Below are 15,880 nucleotides of genomic sequence, written 5' to 3'. Positions count from 1 at the left end.
TAAAAGTTCGTTTTGGATTTTAGCTCCAAGGGGAATACTTGCGTCTCAGCGAAACCAATATATTGACGCACGCCACCAGACATACGGTAATCCAATTAAAAATTGATAGATTTTGAATACTTGTATACAAGGTTAATATTCTAGTCCTGCAATACCAAAACCTCCAGGGCCTGAATGAGTAGTAATCATAGCACCGGCTTGAATCCAAGTTGTATTTTCGAAACCAGTTTCATTGGCAATTTCATTCATCCGTTGCTTAATACTTTCACTGAGTCCGATTGAGTATATAAAATAAATTTGTTGTTTATCAATGTCATATTGATTTAAATAGTCACGCAATAACTTTTCCGCAACAGCGCTCATATTTCCACGGTATTTCTTAGTTGAAACAAGCTTTCCTTCTATTAATTCAATGCATGGTTTTATTTTCAACAAAGCACCTCCGAGATAAGCTAAATTACTTACTCGCCCACCCGCTCTTAAAAAATCTAAGCTACCTGGAATAAAAGCCAGCCTTGATTTAGGTACCTTGGACTCGATTTTTTCTATTAAGTGAATGGGTTCAATCGTAGGTTCTTTCTCTAGCAATTTAACAGCATACATTACAACTGCAGTTAATCCGCCTGTAACGTTTAAAGCATCAATTAAATAAAGATCCTTAAAATCTTCCGCTGCAATTACTGCATTTTGAAAGGAAGCAGATGCCTTTGACGTATAACCAACGTGAATAATAATACTATCAGGAAAATCATTTCTTATTTTTGTAAAAAACTCATAGTATTCATGGACATTAGTCGCAGATGTAGATGGTATCTTTTTTGTCCGATCATGATAATCAAAAATTTCTTCTACTGATAGATGGCCATCTAAATAATCCTGACCTTCCATGATGACGTGCATCGGTACCACTTGTACTTCATGATTGTCAGCTAAAATTCCAGGCAAATCCGCCCCACTCTCAGTCGATAAAATAATTCTTCTCATTAAGATTCCCTCCAACTACATATAATTGGTGTATCATATTAAATTCACTCTAACTATACATTAAAAGGGTAAATTATCCAATTTAATTTTCAGACACTTCTAAACTCTTAAGTGTTATTAATTCTATGACAAAGCAATTATCGTTTGAGAGAGTGCTTTTTTGATTATCTAAATTTTAGTTTCAAAATCTATTAATAATAAACAGTACCAATAATAAAAGTCCTTAAAATACATACTTGTACTTTAAGGACTTTTGCTGATTTCATAATTATTTAGCAATTCGTGAACGTAGATATGCATGAATGAACGCATCAATATCGCCGTCCATTACAGCACCAACGTTTCCTGTTTCTTCGTTTGTACGATGATCCTTTACCATTGAATATGGGTGGAATACATAAGAACGAATTTGCGAGCCCCAACCAATTTCTTTTTGCTCACCACGAATTTCATCTAGTTGCGCTTGTTGTTTTTCGATTTCTAACTGATATAGTTTCGCCTTTAACATTTGCATCGCTTTTTCACGGTTTTTAATTTGCGAGCGCTCTGCCTGACATTGCACGACAGTACCAGTTGGAGTATGCGTAATACGAACAGCTGAGTCAGTCGTATTAATATGCTGACCACCAGCACCTGTTGCGCGATACGTGTCGATTTTTAAATCTTCCGAACGCACTTCAATTTCGATGTCATCATTGAATTCAGGCATTACTTCACAAGAAACAAATGACGTATGACGACGCCCAGATGAATCGAACGGCGAAATACGGACTAAACGGTGTACGCCTTTTTCTGCTTTTAAATAGCCGTATGCATTATGTCCAGAAATAGATAACGTTACAGATTTTATACCTGCCTCATCACCTGGTAAATAGTCCATTGTCGATACTTTAAAGCCTCGTTTTTCTGCCCAGCGCGTATACATGCGAAGTAACATTGAACCCCAGTCTTGAGATTCAGTACCGCCAGCACCAGGGTGTAGCTCTAAAATGGCATTATTTCTATCATAAGGCTCAGAAAGTAGCATTTGCAGTTCAAAATCTGCAATTTTCGCTTGGAAATCTGCAAGCTCTGTACCTAGTTCTTCCTGCAATTCTTCATCTGGTTCCTCACGTAAAAGTTCTAAAGTCATTTCTAAATTTTCATGTGTTGATAATAAATCATTATAATCATTAACTATTGCCTTAATACCGTTTGCTTCATTAATAACTACTTGTGCTGCTTGCTGGTCATTCCAAAAGCCTGGCATTAACATCATTTCGTCTAGCTCTTGGATACGTGCCTCTTTGTTTTCTAAGTCAAAGAGACCCCCTAAAGTCCGCCAATTTAGTGGCTGTAGTTTCTAATGCATTTCTTACATCTGCTAATTCAATCATGAGAAATCCTCCGTAAATATGGATATTGTATATAAAAATTGATAAAACCGAGCCATCTACTAATAGATAGCATCGGTTGGATTAATAAATATTCGGGTAAATCGTTTGGATGGTGCTTTGTATTGGTAAGGCGTTAGTATTTGCATGTAAGTTTCGGGTAGTCAGCATCAACCAATTGCACTTAACGTAATCCACGAGAAAACCGCATACAAACACCGAAAAAAACACGCAAGCATGGGGAAACCGCACAGTCATTCCGAAAGCGCACGCTATCACTGGAAAACTGCACAGTCAACCAAGCTTACAAAAAATAGTTTATTTTTTTGACTACTAATTTATACTAAGCAATAGCTAAAAATGATAAATTTTTCTTTACTGTCCGACACCGTGGCAGTTTTTGAATTTCTTACCGCTTCCGCATGGGCAAGCATCATTTCGACCGATGTTTTCAGCCTTACGGATTGGTGCTTTTTTCTTCGGTGCAGCTTCTTCTTTTGGATTCACTGCTTGTCCTTTTGCAACTTCTTCACGCTGTAGGTTGCTACGAATTTCGGCTTTCATTGCATATTTCGCAACATCTTCACGTATAGCTGCAACCATATCCTCGAACATCGCAAATCCTTCTTGTTGGTATTCGCGAAGTGGATCTGTTTGACCATAAGCACGTAAATGGATACCTTGACGCAGCTGATCCATTGCATCGATATGGTCAATCCATTTCGTATCAATTGAACGCAGTAAAATTACTTTTTCAAACTCGCGCATACGCTCTGGAGTTAGCAGCTCTTCTTTTTCGTTGTAACGAACTTGAACAGCTGCATAAATAAATTCAACCATTTCCTCAGCTGTTTTACCTTGTAGGTCGCTTGCTTTCACGGCACCTTCTTCTAATAAGTTCGCCGCAATATAATCTTCTAGCGCGTCTAAGTTCCAATCAAGTTCATCGCCTTGCGTATGCACAGCAACTGCATTTTCAATCGCTTGGAGAATCATCGACTCAACTAGTTCACGCATATTTTCTGTCTCTAATACGTCGTAACGTTCTTTGTAAATAACTTCACGTTGCTGACGAAGTACATCGTCATATTGTAACAAGCGTTTACGTGCATCAAAGTTATTTCCTTCTACACGTTTTTGTGCTGACTCTACGGCTCTTGATACCATTTTAGATTGGATTGGCTGAGAATCGTCCATCCCAAGCTTTGTCATCATCGCCTTCATATTATCTGAACCAAAACGGCGCATTAATTCATCTTCAAGTGACAAGTAGAACTGTGTTACCCCTGGGTTCCCTTGACGCCCAGAACGACCACGTAGCTGATTATCGATACGACGAGATTCATGGCGCTCTGTACCGATTACCGCTAAACCACCAAGTTCAAGTACACCTTCACCCGGTTTAATGTCCGTACCACGACCAGCCATGTTTGTTGCAATCGTTACCGCGCCTTTTTTACCAGCATCTGCGATAATTTCTGCCTCACGCTCATGGTTTTTCGCATTTAACACATTATGAGGAATTTTGTGCTTTGTTAGTAAATCAGAAATAATTTCTGATGTTTCAATCGCAACTGTACCAACTAATACCGGCTGACCTGCTCTATGACGTTCCGCAATATCCGCAGCTACTGCCTCGAACTTGCCTTTCATGGACGCATAAATTAAATCTGGACGGTCATCACGGGCAATTGGTTTATTTGTAGGAATCGCAACAACATCCATATTATAAATGTTTCGGAATTCCTCTTCTTCCGTTTTCGCTGTACCAGTCATACCTGCAAGTTTTTGGTACATACGGAAATAGTTTTGGAACGTAATAGTTGCCATAGTCATCGATTCATTTTGAATATCTAAGCCTTCTTTTGCCTCGATTGCTTGATGTAAGCCATCTGAATAACGACGCCCTTTCATTAAACGACCTGTAAAGCCATCAACGATAACAACTTCTCCGTCTTGCACAACATAATCTACATCTAAATGCATAGATGCGTGAGCTTTTAACGATTGGTTAATCGCATGGTTTAAACGAACATGCGTTAAATCGAATAAGTTATCGATACCAAATGCACGCTCCGCCTTCTCAATACCTTTCTCTGTAAGCGTAACGCCCTTTGTTGATTCTTCGTAGTTATAATCTTCTTCTTTTGTTAGCATACGCACAAACGCATTAGACTGTACGTAAAGCTGTGCTGTTTTACCAGCTTGTCCAGAAATAATAAGTGGTGTACGCGCTTCATCGATTAAAATCGAGTCAACTTCATCGATTACTGCATAATAAAGTGGACGTTGTACTCGCTCTTCCTTGTACAACACCATATTGTCACGCAAATAATCGAACCCTAATTCATTATTTGTTGTATACGTAATGTCAGCTGCATACGCTTCTCGTTTTTCTTCTTTTGATAAATTATTTAAGTTTAAGCCAACAGTTAGACCTAACCAACTGTATAGCTCACCCATTTCTGTCGCGTCACGAGATGCAAGGTACTCATTGACTGTTACTACGTGAACTCCTTTGCCAGTAAGCGCGTTTAAATAAACCGCCATTGTAGAAGTTAGCGTTTTACCTTCTCCTGTTTTCATTTCAGCAATGTTACCGTCATTTAACGCAGCAGCACCCATAATTTGCACACGGAACGGATACATACCAAGCACACGGCGAGATGCCTCACGTGCAACAGCAAATGCTTCAGGCAATAAACTTTCTAATGTTTCCCCGTTTTGAAAACGTGCTTTAAACTCTGCGGTTTTTGCCTGTAATGCCTCGTCATCTAATGCTTCCATTTGTGACGCTAATGCTTCTACTGAGTCTGCTACTTTTTCTAAACGTTTTAATTCTTTTTTATTAAAGTCGAACATTTTATTTAATATGTTTAGCATTTATATTCACCCCATATAGTATCAAATTCCATTTTATCATTACATATGTAGAAGGTGCAAATTGACGTACGTATTTTTGAAAATGTTTGGCAACTTTATTGCAGGAAAAAAAGAAATTGATCCCGTTAAAAGCTCGAGATCAACATTACTTTATATAAAAAGTTAACTATTCTTCATTTTAATTAAATACATACTTTAAATATAGTAAGGGCAGACCGTATCCTTGCTGCTTAATATCTTTTGAAAATGAGGTTAAAAGGCTGCCATCCGTTATGGATTCGTAAGTAGCATCCGTTTTAATTTCTACCCGATATTTATCTTTAGAAATTTTGATTTCAAGGCGTTCTTCGTTTCCACCATTCTCTATAACTATTCGCTTAACTACATCATAAGTTTGATTTCTAAATGCTGGATCGATAAACACTTTAGTGTAAAGGATTTCTTTCAAACAGGGGGCGTCATCTGCTGAACAATCATTTAACATACTTGGCAATATACCATTCAATGCCTGAATATATGCCATTTGTCGTGAATTACCCGGTGCAGTTAATTGATTAGTTCTTTCCCATATACTATCCCAAAGTGGGTCGTATACTTCAGGTTCTTCACCTTCTTCAAGCTCTGCATTTCTTTCCGCAATAATCCTTGCCATTTCAGTATCATATTCTTGGATTGCCGCTTTTGTTGTGGCGAGTATTTCATTTGTCGCGGCAATTGCGCCAAGCTGTGCCCCAGTCGCAGCTTGCTGTTTCACAACATATACACGGGCAATGTTTAATACAATAACCGAAATAATCACGATTGTTGTCATAATCCATAATAAATAAAAGATTGCGCTTCCGTTTTCATTTTTCAAGTATTTCATGGCACAAGTACCTTACCTGTTGCTTTTGAGTTCAATGTAATAAGCGTATTTTCACGCCAACTGTTTGGGAGGAATACTAATGGGTGTTTAGCTGTTACCGTTATTACAAATAAGTCACTGTTATGAGGATCTCGGTTTATTTGAAAGCTATAGTTAGTAAGTAACTCTCCACCTTCAAGTGATTGATTAATTACAGCTTCCGTCTCTAAGTCATTTTCAGACATTGCATAAATTTGAGCCCCTTCTAAAGCAGCTGCCTTTAAATTGAATACGGCAAAGCCTGATGCAACTACTTGCCAAAGAAGAAGAAAAAATAAAAAATAAAATGGTAAAATGCCTAAAAACTCTATCGAAATCGACCCTTTTTCACTTCTCAAAACTTTTTTTGCTCGCATCCATTTCACCCACTTTAGCTTAATGTTTACTCAAAATACACTCATAACTTTTTTGTTCAAATTGCTATGAGATCAACCTTTATCGTTACTCATTTAATCCACATTCCATTTTTAGTAAACCCTTTATAAAATAAAGAACTGAACAAGAAAGTCAACCAGCAACCTACTATATAAAGTATAATGGGCCCCCATACGAACATAAACGGATCACCAAGTACATTGTGCATCTGTCTGACTATTATGATGCTTCCTCCGCCACCTAAAAACATAGCGACGACAGGAATGGCAAAATATACATATGTAAGTTTTCGGTTTTCTCCGCTTTCTGGTAAAACAAGGGCATTTTTTGATTTTTGATCAATGACGGCAAGCAAAATACAAAGAAAATAAAAGAGCACTAATAACAATTGCAGCAGCACATACTCAATAGCTACTTTTATTAAAGGTACTGTAAAGAAAAAGCAAAACAATAACATATTAAAAGATATTATGAATCTTGCTGCATTAGGGCGTTTTTTCTTTTTAAAAATAAATAACGCTATAGGGTAAATGATGATGCTAAAAATGAAGATTGAAATAATAATATAGTTAAAAGTTTGATTAGTATCAGGCATAAAAAATGCAAATAAGCTTGAAATTATCGGCATAAAATAAGAAATTATTGAGGCTTTATATACCCCCACCATACGTTTATTCCTCCTATTGTCATTATCTATCATCCCCCAATTTTCTCTAACTTTTCCACTTGTTCAGGTGTAGCTAACATCGCGGGTGCTATCATGACAAAAAAGAGAGCAATAAAATACAAAATAATACCAACAGGAATCCAGGATTTTGGCTCAACTGCAAGCATGTATGCCCAAATAACACCTCCAACTAAAAGGAGAATACCGACATATAGCATCAATAAACTACTAAATAAGTAATGCTGAGGGTTCACAATCACCTTCGTCACAACTTTATACTTAATTAGTAAAAAGACCGCTAATCCTAAAGTTAATATGAGCAAAAGCCAAAAATAGATGGTTGGATAAAGCCCTTTAAAAACGGGTGACATCAAGTAAAATATAATCCCTATAAATATTACAAAAGAATGTAAAGAAAAATATCGCTTACTATTTTCTTTATGGTAAATCCAAATAATATAATTCGTTATTGCCAATAAAATTGCTAAACTTATATTAATCTTCAACCAGAATGCTATATTTTCTTCTGGCATAAAACTAATACCAAATCCAAGAACCAAATGCAAAAATAACGTTAGAAATACTCTATTTTTTGCGAATGATACATGTTCATTTGAATTTTTCATGAAATCATTCCTTCTCGATTTTTTAACTCAATTGGCCACCCCTATTTGTAAACTCATTTAGAATAACGATATCGGCAATTGTCATTACCGATTATTACCTATTTTTTTGAATTCTTTTACCTGTTCAGGTGTAGCTAACATCACGGGTGCTATCAAGACAAAAAAGAGGGCAATGAAATAAAATATAATACCAATAGGAACCCATGAAAGCGGTTCAAACACACGCATATACGCCCAAAATATCCCCCCAACTAGCATGAGAATTCCAACATATAGCATTAATAAACTACTAAATAAGTAATGCTGTGGATTCACAATCAACTTCGTCACAACTTTATACTTAATTAATAAAAAGACCGCTAATCCTACAGTTAACAAGAGCAAAAGCCAAAAATATACGGTTGGATAAAGCCCTTTAAAAACGGGTGACATTAAATAAAAAATATAACCAATAAACATTACAAAAGAATGTAAAGAAAAATACCGCTTACTATTATCTTTATGGTAAATCCAAATAATATAATTAGTTATTGCCATTAAAATCGCTAAACTAATATTTAATTTCAACCAAAACCCTATATTTATTTCTGGTATAAAACTTGTAACAGTTCCAAAAAACAGATGGGCAAATAGCGTAAGAAACACTCTATTTTTGGCGAATGATACATGTTCATTTGAATTTTTCATGAGATCGTTCCTTATCGATTTTTTTACCCAATCATACTCGACTTTTTGTAAATTCATTTAGAATAACGAAATCGGCAATTGCCATTACCGATTATTCCCTATTTTCTTGAATTCTTTTACTTGTTCAGGTGTAGCAAGCATCACGGGAGCAATCAAGATAAAAAAGAGAGCACAGAAATAAAATATAATACCTACAGGAACCCAAGAGCTTGTCTGTACTGTAAGCATATACATCCAAAATACACCACCAACTAGCAGAAGAATTCCAACATATAGCATCAATAAACTACTAAATAAGTGGTGCTGTGGGTTCACTATCACTTTTGTCACAACTTTATATTTAATTAGTAAAAAGAAAGCTAATCCTACAGTTAAGAAAAGTAACAGCCAAAAATACAAGGTTGGATAGAGACCTTTAAAAATAGGTGACATCGCGAAAACTATAATACCAATAAACATTACAAAAGAATGCAAAGAAAAATAACGTTTACTATTTCTCTTATGGTAAAGCCAAATAATATAGTTCATCACTGCTAATAAAATTGCTAAACCTATATTCACCTTCAACCAAAATCTGATATTTTCCTCTGGCATAAAACTAGAAATAAATCCAAGCATTAAATGCAAAAATAACGTTAGAAATACTCTGTTTTTTGCGAATGATACATGTTCATTTGAATTTTTCATTAGATCATTCCTTCTCGTTTTACGACTCTGCTATCACGTTATTTATAAATTAATAGTAACGAATCAGGCTTTATTGTATTTACCTTTCCTTCACTATTCCCTCTAATTCCTTCACTTTCTCAGGTGTAGCCAACATCACTGGGGCAATAAAGACAAAAAAGAGGGCTATGAAATATAAAATAATACCAACAGGGATCCATGAAATTGGCTCAAACGCAAGCATGTATGCCCATAATACTCCTCCAACAAGCAGGAGGATTCCAACATATAGCATCAATAAACTGTTAAATAAGTAATGCTGTGGATTCACAATCACCTTTGTCACAACTTTATACTTAATAAGTAAAAAGATAGCTAATCCTACAGTTATCATGAGTAAAATCCAAAAATACACGGTTGGATAGAGCCCTTTAAAAACGGGTGACATAAAATAAAATATAACACCTAGAAACAACACAAAAGAATGTAAGGAAAAATACCTCTTACTATTTTCTTTATGGTAAATCCAAATAATATAGTTCGTTACTGCTAATAAAATTGCTAAACTTAAATTAATTTTTATCCAAAACCCGATATTTTCTTCTGGTATAAAACTATTTACAAAACCGAGCATTATATGTAAAAATAGCGTAAGAAAAACTCTATTTTTAGCGAATGATACATGTTCAATTGGTTTTTCCATGGGATCATTCCTTTTCATATTTCGCCAATTTCACTGTGTTTCGTTAATTTTATATTGAATGTAAAATATGTGAAGAAAAAATATAAGATATTTATTTAACTCGATTGCATATGTTACCTCAAAAAATTCTCGCAATCTAAAAATCGAGTAATATAGTAAACCTACAAAAAAGAAAGAGAATATGATTTCATATGATTTAATATTAGCCATTCCATAATCACTAAATACCATTTCTCCAAAGAAATGAATAAACAAGAACAGGAAAGATACAATCGTAAACCATTTCCAAAGACCAAAGTGTATAGTTGTTTTACTTGACATATTCTGCATAGTGTTTTTGTTTTTCAAAAACCAAATGCCTATATATGCTCCAAATGTGATAAATGACAAAACAAAAAGTAAAAACAAGTTTGATTTTTTGAAATGGCTTCTTTCCTCTTTTTGAGCGTTTATTAATAGTTCCATCCATTTCATCTCCATTTATCGTCTATTTACTAAATTGTCCATCTACGCGATATCTCAACGTCAAATAAATATAAACAAAAGGTAATATAAGAATATTTAGCACTACTCTAATAATTAAATAAGCCAACATATTATTATCGTATTGAGAAAAAAATAGCATGACAGTTGCCCAAATCCCAAAGTTAATACTTAAAATAATTAAAAGGTCCCCAAATAGGGCGACATTTTCTTTTGCTATCGCTTCTATTGTACGAACAAATACTTCTTTAACACTCTTACTATCAGAAAAAAACGGGAAAATTAACATTACAAACAAGGCGAAAATCGTTGGAATAAATAATAAATACATTCCTATAAAGCCAATAAAATAAAAACTAGCCGTAAACAATAAAAGAAATCCAAATTGTTGAATAAATTGGGCAATCCCTTCAATTGGATGGAGCAATTCATCTTGCTCATCTTTTAATACCATCTTTACAAATGGTGGAATACAAATAATAAAGTTTATTACAAAAACTAAACTAGTGAAGTAATGCGGTGCAATCAAATCTTCCGATATATTTATAAATATCATCGTTAAGAAACTAAAAATCGTTACTGGCAAAATAATTACAATTGACCAGGTAAGAATCTGTGCCCAATTTCGATTATAAATATCTAAAATTTCACGTATCATGATAGAGCACCTTCTCTTTTATTCTTTATAAATATAGTTACTACCGCAAACATCATACTGACAATAACCGCTAGAGAAATACTTCTTGCAATTGACCCGGCATCTACAAATACTAAAATATTAAATATGAAATGTGATAATAGGAGATTAATAAGTGCTATGACAACAGCACCTAAATATGCGGCAGTATATGGTGCTTGCAGATTCCATTTTGCTCCAAAATACCCTATACTTCCATATGCAAGAATTGTTTGAATGAATAAAAAGATTGCAAAATTATTTATCGGAATGAAGCCTAAAATAAATGAAATTACTACTGTTAATAAAATACTTACACCAACTGCTTGTAAAAATTTCATCGTATTAAACATCATTTCACCTACCGCTCATTTAATATGGATTGCCCCAAATGGAGCAACCCTATCAACTTCCAAAACCAAACAGCTTTTTTGTCCCACTAAGGAAACCTTTCACTTTTTCAGCACCCTTACTATAGATTTTACTTAAGCCATCACTAGCCCATTTCTTAATATTTCGTCCCCGATTAGTTCCATGAATTAGATATGAAGTTCCTATACCTACCAACAAACCTGCAACAGCACCTGCAACTGTTCCCAAGCCAGGCACAACCGAACCTGCAACTGCTCCAGCCGTAATACTTGATGCAATACTCGAAAGAACTGTGGTACCAGCGCCAATCGCAAGATCTACTGTTAAATCAGCATGAAAATTGGAAGAGCTAAAACCTAAATCAGACTTAGTGCCCCATCCATAATCGTATACACTGTTAAAAGCACTTGTAGCAATACTCACAGGGCCATTTAGTTTTAGCACATTAGATTTTGACCGAAAACTTTTGGAAAATATATTAAAACCATCATTCAAACCTGATTTAACACTTTTCCAAGTGCTGCCCAAAAAATCTTTAGCAGATCCAAATTGCGTAAATTTTTTACTCTCAAAAAAACTATCTATTTTGTATTGTTTTGGATTTGTCTTACCCGCAGGCATATAAGCAGATTTATTATCAATCTTATATTTTTTGTAATTATCATAAAAATAATTCATTATTGGATTTTTCAAACTAGCATTACCTTGTACTTTATACTTTCCAGATTTCAACTCATCAAATCTAAAACCTGCGTAAGTGGCTGCCATCCCCTCAGAAAAGTTCTTTCCAAAACTTGTTATAAATCGCTTCCCATCTTTCAAAATTCCAGATATAACCCCTAAAGGTCCTCTACTAGTATCTGTTGAATTAAAAATGATATTCATTGTTGATGGAATATTACTAATGGTTTCTTCTCCTGAAGTACGCCCACCTGTAGAACTATTGCTCCCGTTTGGATCTTCTCCACCTGTCGAACTATTGCTCCCATTTGGACCTTCTCCACCTGTTGAAACATTGCCTCCATTTGGACCTTCTCCACCTGTTGAAACATTGCCTCCATTTGGACCTTCTCCACCTGTTGAGCCATTGCCTCCATTTGGACCTTCTCCACCTGTTGAAACATTGCCTCCATTTGGACCTTCTCCACCTGTCGACACATTGCCTCCATTTGGACCTTCTCCACCTGTTGAAACATTGCCTCCATTTGGACCTCCTCCACCTGTTGAAACATTGCCTCCATTTGGACCTTCTCCACCTGTCGACACATTGCCTCCATTTGGACCTTCTCCACCTGTTGAAATATTGCCTCCATTTATTGCAGTGCCATCACCTGGACCATTACCCCCATTTAACGCATTTCCACCTTCTATAGCATTTCCACCAGTTATTGCTTCACTTGTTACTAACCAATTGTTATTAATAGGTAAACTACCTGCTATATTTGGAATGATGAATTGACCAATTTGTATGTGAGTACCTGGGATTATTGGCTGCCCAGAAACAGGTGCATTTCCTCCTTGATAAATAGAGCCAGGTTGATATGGCTTCCCACCTTGAATAGCGTTGCCCGGTTGGAAAACTTCACCAGGTATAATAAATTGCCCACCAGTAATTGGCTGTCCAGGAATAATTGCATCTCCAGGAGTGATTGCTTCCCCAGGTTTTATTGGCGTACCCGGAGTGATAAAAAATGCCATACTTATAGCGGGGAGTGCAGACCAAAATAATATAAATGCCGTCATAAAGACAGCTACTATTCTCCTCAACTTTCTGTTTTGCACACTTTCACCTCAATTCTTTTACTGGGCGCTTGTGTTTTTTATATATTTATCTTCTAATTCCTGTACCGCTTCCGCATAATTAAGTTCATTTAAAGCTTCTAAATCAGCTTTTAATTTGCCATATTCTTTTTCAATCCAGTCATGATATTCCGCATTTTTTAGTTTTAAATAATCGTGTGATTCTCGGGACATTTTTTGCTTTTGTTGATATAAATGCGTAATCGTAAATCCTAATTCACTTCTTTCTTTACGCATTTTCACATTTTGTTGGCTAATGTAAACGTAAATATCAAGCGAGTTGTTTACTCTGTAATAGCCTAACCAGCCATCTTGAGACTCTTTCCATTGTTTCCACTTTAGCGCGACTTCATTGGCTTCATTCAACTTATCTTGTAAACTTTGCGCATCTGTTACATGCTTATAAGTTCCTTTTGTCGCCTTTGCAATGTTCTGTAATTGCTTCTGTCCTTCATGATCTACGTTAAAACCTATAACGTTCACGATTGGCGTAATGTCTGACTCATACAACATTTTCGCTGCTTGAACTGGATCGTCATCGCAAGTTGAAATGCCGTCACTCACTAAATAAATAATGTTCGTATTGGTATCGCCTTTAAATGCAGACAGATCTTTTTGCGCCTCTGCTATTGCTAATTCAATCGGTGTCCACCCAGAAGGCTTCGATTTTTCTAAAGCTTGATTAAAACCTTCCGCACTATACTTGGAAATTGGATAAACTAATTCACTACTACTGCAGGAAAGTGCTTTATCCGAGCTGCTCCCTGTTCCTTTATGACCGTAAATGCGTAAGCCAACATTCGCATCTTCTGGCAAACCTTTTACAAATTCATCTAACGCCGTTTTTGCGGCATCCATCCGAGTTACACTACCTTCCATATTTGCCATACTGCCAGAAGCATCTAAAATGATGACCACATTTAAATTTTCTTTAAATTGATAGCGAGGGTCTTCAATATCAGGGCTACCGATAGATTGGAATTTAAGTGTTTCTATTATTTCTTCAGGCCCTACAAAGTCCTCTTGAAAAACAGATAAAATGGCTTCATAATACCGATTTAATTGTTCTGTCGTAGGATTATTGGATATATCAGGAATTTCTTCGGTTAACTCATCTATAAGCTGTTGCCCTTCTTCAGAGAGTCTATTAATATATTCCGTATAGCCTACAGATAAGTTTTCAAGCTCCTTTAATGTTGTCGGTAGGGGGGGAGCTATTAAAAATTCTCCCTGATTCTCTTCCACTTTTGTCTCCGAATCAACTATTGACTCTTCTTCATTTGTTTCGTTCTGAACTTCTAAAACTGGATTTTGCACGACCTGTTCTTCCTCATTACAACTAGCAAGTAGAAAACATAATACGATGAGGAACGTAATTAAGCTAAATCTATTTTTCAAAAAACTACACTCCTATCAACATGCCTTCCAAAAGATACAGTACATATTATTTTAGATTTTCAATAATACAAACTTCGCATAGTTTAGATAGACACTTCATTCACTTTAATTCACAAAATCTATTCTCCTACCATTCCAGAAATTTTCGATACTATATTAGCAATTAACTGACCAATTAAACTTTCCTGACCTTTCACAGCAGTCGAGATAATGCCTAGCACTAAAATTAATAATGCGGCTAAGCCCAGCCACTCTAAAGATTGTGCACCTCTCTCGTTTTTTATTGGCTCCATCATTTTGATCCATACTTTCATTGATAATTTTTTCATGTTCATTCCCCTTTTTTAGTTTTATTTAAAAAATTCAAAAATCCCATTGTTTTGACTAAACATATTTATAATCATCAAGCCACCAATTAAAATTAAGGAAGATGGCAAAATAATAAACGTTGTCACTAAAGTCACTTTCGGTGAAGCTTTTGCTGCTTTTTCTTTCACCATCTCTTTTTTTAGTTTTCTCATTTCTTCGGCTTGATGTTTGAAAGAATCTGCTATAGGTACACCTAGTCGTTCGCCTTGAATAAGTGATTTTATTAATAGCTGAAACTCTTTTGACTCATTCCGCTCAAGTAGCAAACGATATGCTTCTACTCGAGGAACACCAATACTAATTTCTTGAATAAAACGGCTAAACTCCTCTTTGATAGGTCCCTCGAAATACGGCACGATATCACGTAAAGCTTGATTCATACTAACACCAGCCTGTAACGTGACACTCATCGTATCGAGAAAATCTGGAAGTTGATACGATATTTCCAACTGCCTCCCCTTCGCTTTCGAACGTATCCAAAAAATCGCGCCCATATAACCTGCTATCGGTAAAAGGATGACGAGAAATTGAGCATATGGAAAACCTAAAATAAGCAAAATTCCACCTAAGATTGTTCCCATAATAAGTAGAAATATTTTTAACCCTTGGAACCGCTCTACCGTCAGTCCATAAGGGTGTCCTGCCTGAATAATCCACTTCTTTACATCTGCATTTTCACTAAAGAAATTAATACGCTGACCTAAGTCCGCAAAATCATCTGCAAAATGCAATGCTTTCTTTATAAGCTTTTCTTTTCGAGTTACTTTCTTTTTAATAACATCATCAACTAGCGTGTCAAAAACCGTGTTTTTCAGCTCTTTATGATTTAGCCAAAATACATATATGGCTCTTAGTCCAACTCCAAAAAAGAGAACTGTAAGCATGATTGTAATTGCAATAATTCCATCCATTTT

At 35.6% G+C, this 15,880-nt stretch carries 17 protein-coding genes; all 17 read right to left on the bottom strand.

Going from position 1 to position 15,880, the window contains the following annotated elements; genetic code table 11:
* Window positions 1-132 precede the first annotated feature (132 nt).
* The 17 genes from AAFN87_RS12235 to AAFN87_RS12155 all read right to left on the bottom strand — a co-directional run bounded on the left by AAFN87_RS12235 (window position 133) and on the right by AAFN87_RS12155 (window position 15,877).
* Window positions 133-984 carry a DegV family protein gene (locus AAFN87_RS12235; protein ID WP_347791350.1) on the bottom strand — a complete coding sequence of 284 codons (852 nt, stop codon included), beginning with the start codon at window positions 982-984 and terminating at the stop codon, window positions 133-135.
* A gap of 268 nt (window positions 985-1,252) precedes the next feature.
* Window positions 1,253-2,357, bottom strand: a protein-coding gene (prfB, locus tag AAFN87_RS12230; protein ID WP_347791461.1) for a peptide chain release factor 2 whose coding sequence is annotated in 2 segments (ribosomal slippage) — window positions 1,253-2,284 and window positions 2,286-2,357 — 1,104 coding nt in all. Because the reading frame shifts where the segments join, the coding sequence is not laid out codon by codon here.
* A gap of 375 nt (window positions 2,358-2,732) precedes the next feature.
* Window positions 2,733-5,240: a preprotein translocase subunit SecA gene (gene secA, locus AAFN87_RS12225; protein WP_347791349.1), complete on the bottom strand. Its 2,508-nt coding sequence runs from the start codon at window positions 5,238-5,240 to the stop codon at window positions 2,733-2,735.
* A gap of 178 nt (window positions 5,241-5,418) precedes the next feature.
* Window positions 5,419-6,105 (bottom strand): hypothetical protein, encoded by a 687-nt coding sequence (locus AAFN87_RS12220; RefSeq protein WP_347791348.1) that lies wholly within the window; start codon window positions 6,103-6,105, stop codon window positions 5,419-5,421.
* Window positions 6,102-6,500 (bottom strand): pilus assembly protein, encoded by a 399-nt coding sequence (locus AAFN87_RS12215; protein ID WP_347791347.1) that lies wholly within the window; start codon window positions 6,498-6,500, stop codon window positions 6,102-6,104. Before AAFN87_RS12215 ends, AAFN87_RS12220 begins: the two co-directional genes overlap by 4 nt.
* Window positions 6,501-6,589: 89 nt before the next feature.
* Window positions 6,590-7,186, bottom strand: a complete 597-nt coding sequence (locus AAFN87_RS12210) for a hypothetical protein (protein ID WP_347791346.1) — start codon at window positions 7,184-7,186, stop codon at window positions 6,590-6,592.
* A 29-nt stretch (window positions 7,187-7,215) separates the two neighbouring features.
* Window positions 7,216-7,812, bottom strand: a complete 597-nt coding sequence (locus AAFN87_RS12205) for a hypothetical protein (RefSeq protein ID WP_347791345.1) — start codon at window positions 7,810-7,812, stop codon at window positions 7,216-7,218.
* Between the two features lie 84 nt (window positions 7,813-7,896).
* A complete protein-coding gene (locus tag AAFN87_RS12200; protein WP_347791344.1) occupies window positions 7,897-8,499 on the bottom strand; it encodes a hypothetical protein in 603 nt (200 codons plus the stop codon).
* Window positions 8,500-8,583: 84 nt separating this feature from the next.
* The gene (locus AAFN87_RS12195; RefSeq protein ID WP_347791343.1) at window positions 8,584-9,186 is read right to left on the bottom strand and encodes a hypothetical protein; all 603 of its coding nucleotides are present in this window, start codon (window positions 9,184-9,186) and stop codon (window positions 8,584-8,586) included.
* 79 nt (window positions 9,187-9,265) lie between these two features.
* A complete protein-coding gene (locus AAFN87_RS12190) occupies window positions 9,266-9,868 on the bottom strand; it encodes a hypothetical protein (protein ID WP_347791342.1) in 603 nt (200 codons plus the stop codon).
* 30 nt (window positions 9,869-9,898) lie between these two features.
* The gene (locus AAFN87_RS12185; RefSeq protein ID WP_347791341.1) at window positions 9,899-10,333 is read right to left on the bottom strand and encodes a hypothetical protein; all 435 of its coding nucleotides are present in this window, start codon (window positions 10,331-10,333) and stop codon (window positions 9,899-9,901) included.
* Between the two features lie 22 nt (window positions 10,334-10,355).
* Window positions 10,356-11,009, bottom strand: a complete 654-nt coding sequence (locus tag AAFN87_RS12180; RefSeq protein ID WP_347791340.1) for a hypothetical protein — start codon at window positions 11,007-11,009, stop codon at window positions 10,356-10,358.
* Window positions 11,006-11,383, bottom strand: coding sequence for a hypothetical protein (locus AAFN87_RS12175; RefSeq protein WP_347791339.1), 378 nt, complete (start codon window positions 11,381-11,383; stop codon window positions 11,006-11,008). The genes AAFN87_RS12180 and AAFN87_RS12175 overlap by 4 nt, the downstream gene beginning before the upstream one ends.
* Before the next feature lie 49 nt (window positions 11,384-11,432).
* On the bottom strand, window positions 11,433-13,142 hold the full coding sequence (locus AAFN87_RS12170) for a hypothetical protein (protein ID WP_347791338.1): 1,710 nt from the start codon (window positions 13,140-13,142) through the stop codon (window positions 11,433-11,435).
* A gap of 57 nt (window positions 13,143-13,199) precedes the next feature.
* A complete protein-coding gene (locus AAFN87_RS12165) occupies window positions 13,200-14,597 on the bottom strand; it encodes a vWA domain-containing protein (RefSeq protein ID WP_347791337.1) in 1,398 nt (465 codons plus the stop codon).
* A gap of 119 nt (window positions 14,598-14,716) precedes the next feature.
* Entirely contained in the window at window positions 14,717-14,926 is a 210-nt protein-coding gene (locus tag AAFN87_RS12160; RefSeq protein WP_347791336.1) for a hypothetical protein, read from the bottom strand.
* A 21-nt stretch (window positions 14,927-14,947) separates the two neighbouring features.
* On the bottom strand, window positions 14,948-15,877 hold the full coding sequence (locus AAFN87_RS12155; RefSeq protein ID WP_347791335.1) for a type II secretion system F family protein: 930 nt from the start codon (window positions 15,875-15,877) through the stop codon (window positions 14,948-14,950).
* Window positions 15,878-15,880 lie beyond the last annotated feature (3 nt).

The sequence above is a fragment of the Solibacillus sp. CAU 1738 genome, from assembly GCF_039888725.1.
Taxonomy (GTDB): domain Bacteria; phylum Bacillota; class Bacilli; order Bacillales_A; family Planococcaceae; genus Metasolibacillus.
Note: the sequence above shows the minus strand (reverse complement) of the source record. Positions and strands in the feature narration are given on the sequence as shown.

Coding starts and splice junctions, on each gene's coding strand:
- AAFN87_RS12180 (WP_347791340.1), bottom strand. CDS start 11,009: ATGATACGTGAAATTTTAGATATTTATAATCGAAATTGGGCACAGATT.
- AAFN87_RS12205 (WP_347791345.1), bottom strand. CDS start 7,812: ATGAAAAATTCAAATGAACATGTATCATTCGCAAAAAATAGAGTATTT.
- AAFN87_RS12155 (WP_347791335.1), bottom strand. CDS start 15,877: ATGGATGGAATTATTGCAATTACAATCATGCTTACAGTTCTCTTTTTT.
- AAFN87_RS12220 (WP_347791348.1), bottom strand. CDS start 6,105: ATGAAATACTTGAAAAATGAAAACGGAAGCGCAATCTTTTATTTATTA.
- AAFN87_RS12215 (WP_347791347.1), bottom strand. CDS start 6,500: ATGCGAGCAAAAAAAGTTTTGAGAAGTGAAAAAGGGTCGATTTCGATA.
- AAFN87_RS12200 (WP_347791344.1), bottom strand. CDS start 8,499: ATGAAAAATTCAAATGAACATGTATCATTCGCCAAAAATAGAGTGTTT.
- AAFN87_RS12210 (WP_347791346.1), bottom strand. CDS start 7,186: ATGGTGGGGGTATATAAAGCCTCAATAATTTCTTATTTTATGCCGATA.
- AAFN87_RS12185 (WP_347791341.1), bottom strand. CDS start 10,333: ATGGAACTATTAATAAACGCTCAAAAAGAGGAAAGAAGCCATTTCAAA.
- AAFN87_RS12190 (WP_347791342.1), bottom strand. CDS start 9,868: ATGGAAAAACCAATTGAACATGTATCATTCGCTAAAAATAGAGTTTTT.
- AAFN87_RS12175 (WP_347791339.1), bottom strand. CDS start 11,383: ATGATGTTTAATACGATGAAATTTTTACAAGCAGTTGGTGTAAGTATT.
- AAFN87_RS12235 (WP_347791350.1), bottom strand. CDS start 984: ATGAGAAGAATTATTTTATCGACTGAGAGTGGGGCGGATTTGCCTGGA.
- AAFN87_RS12160 (WP_347791336.1), bottom strand. CDS start 14,926: ATGAAAAAATTATCAATGAAAGTATGGATCAAAATGATGGAGCCAATA.
- AAFN87_RS12170 (WP_347791338.1), bottom strand. CDS start 13,142: ATGACGGCATTTATATTATTTTGGTCTGCACTCCCCGCTATAAGTATG.
- AAFN87_RS12195 (WP_347791343.1), bottom strand. CDS start 9,186: ATGAAAAATTCAAATGAACATGTATCATTCGCAAAAAACAGAGTATTT.
- secA (WP_347791349.1), bottom strand. CDS start 5,240: ATGCTAAACATATTAAATAAAATGTTCGACTTTAATAAAAAAGAATTA.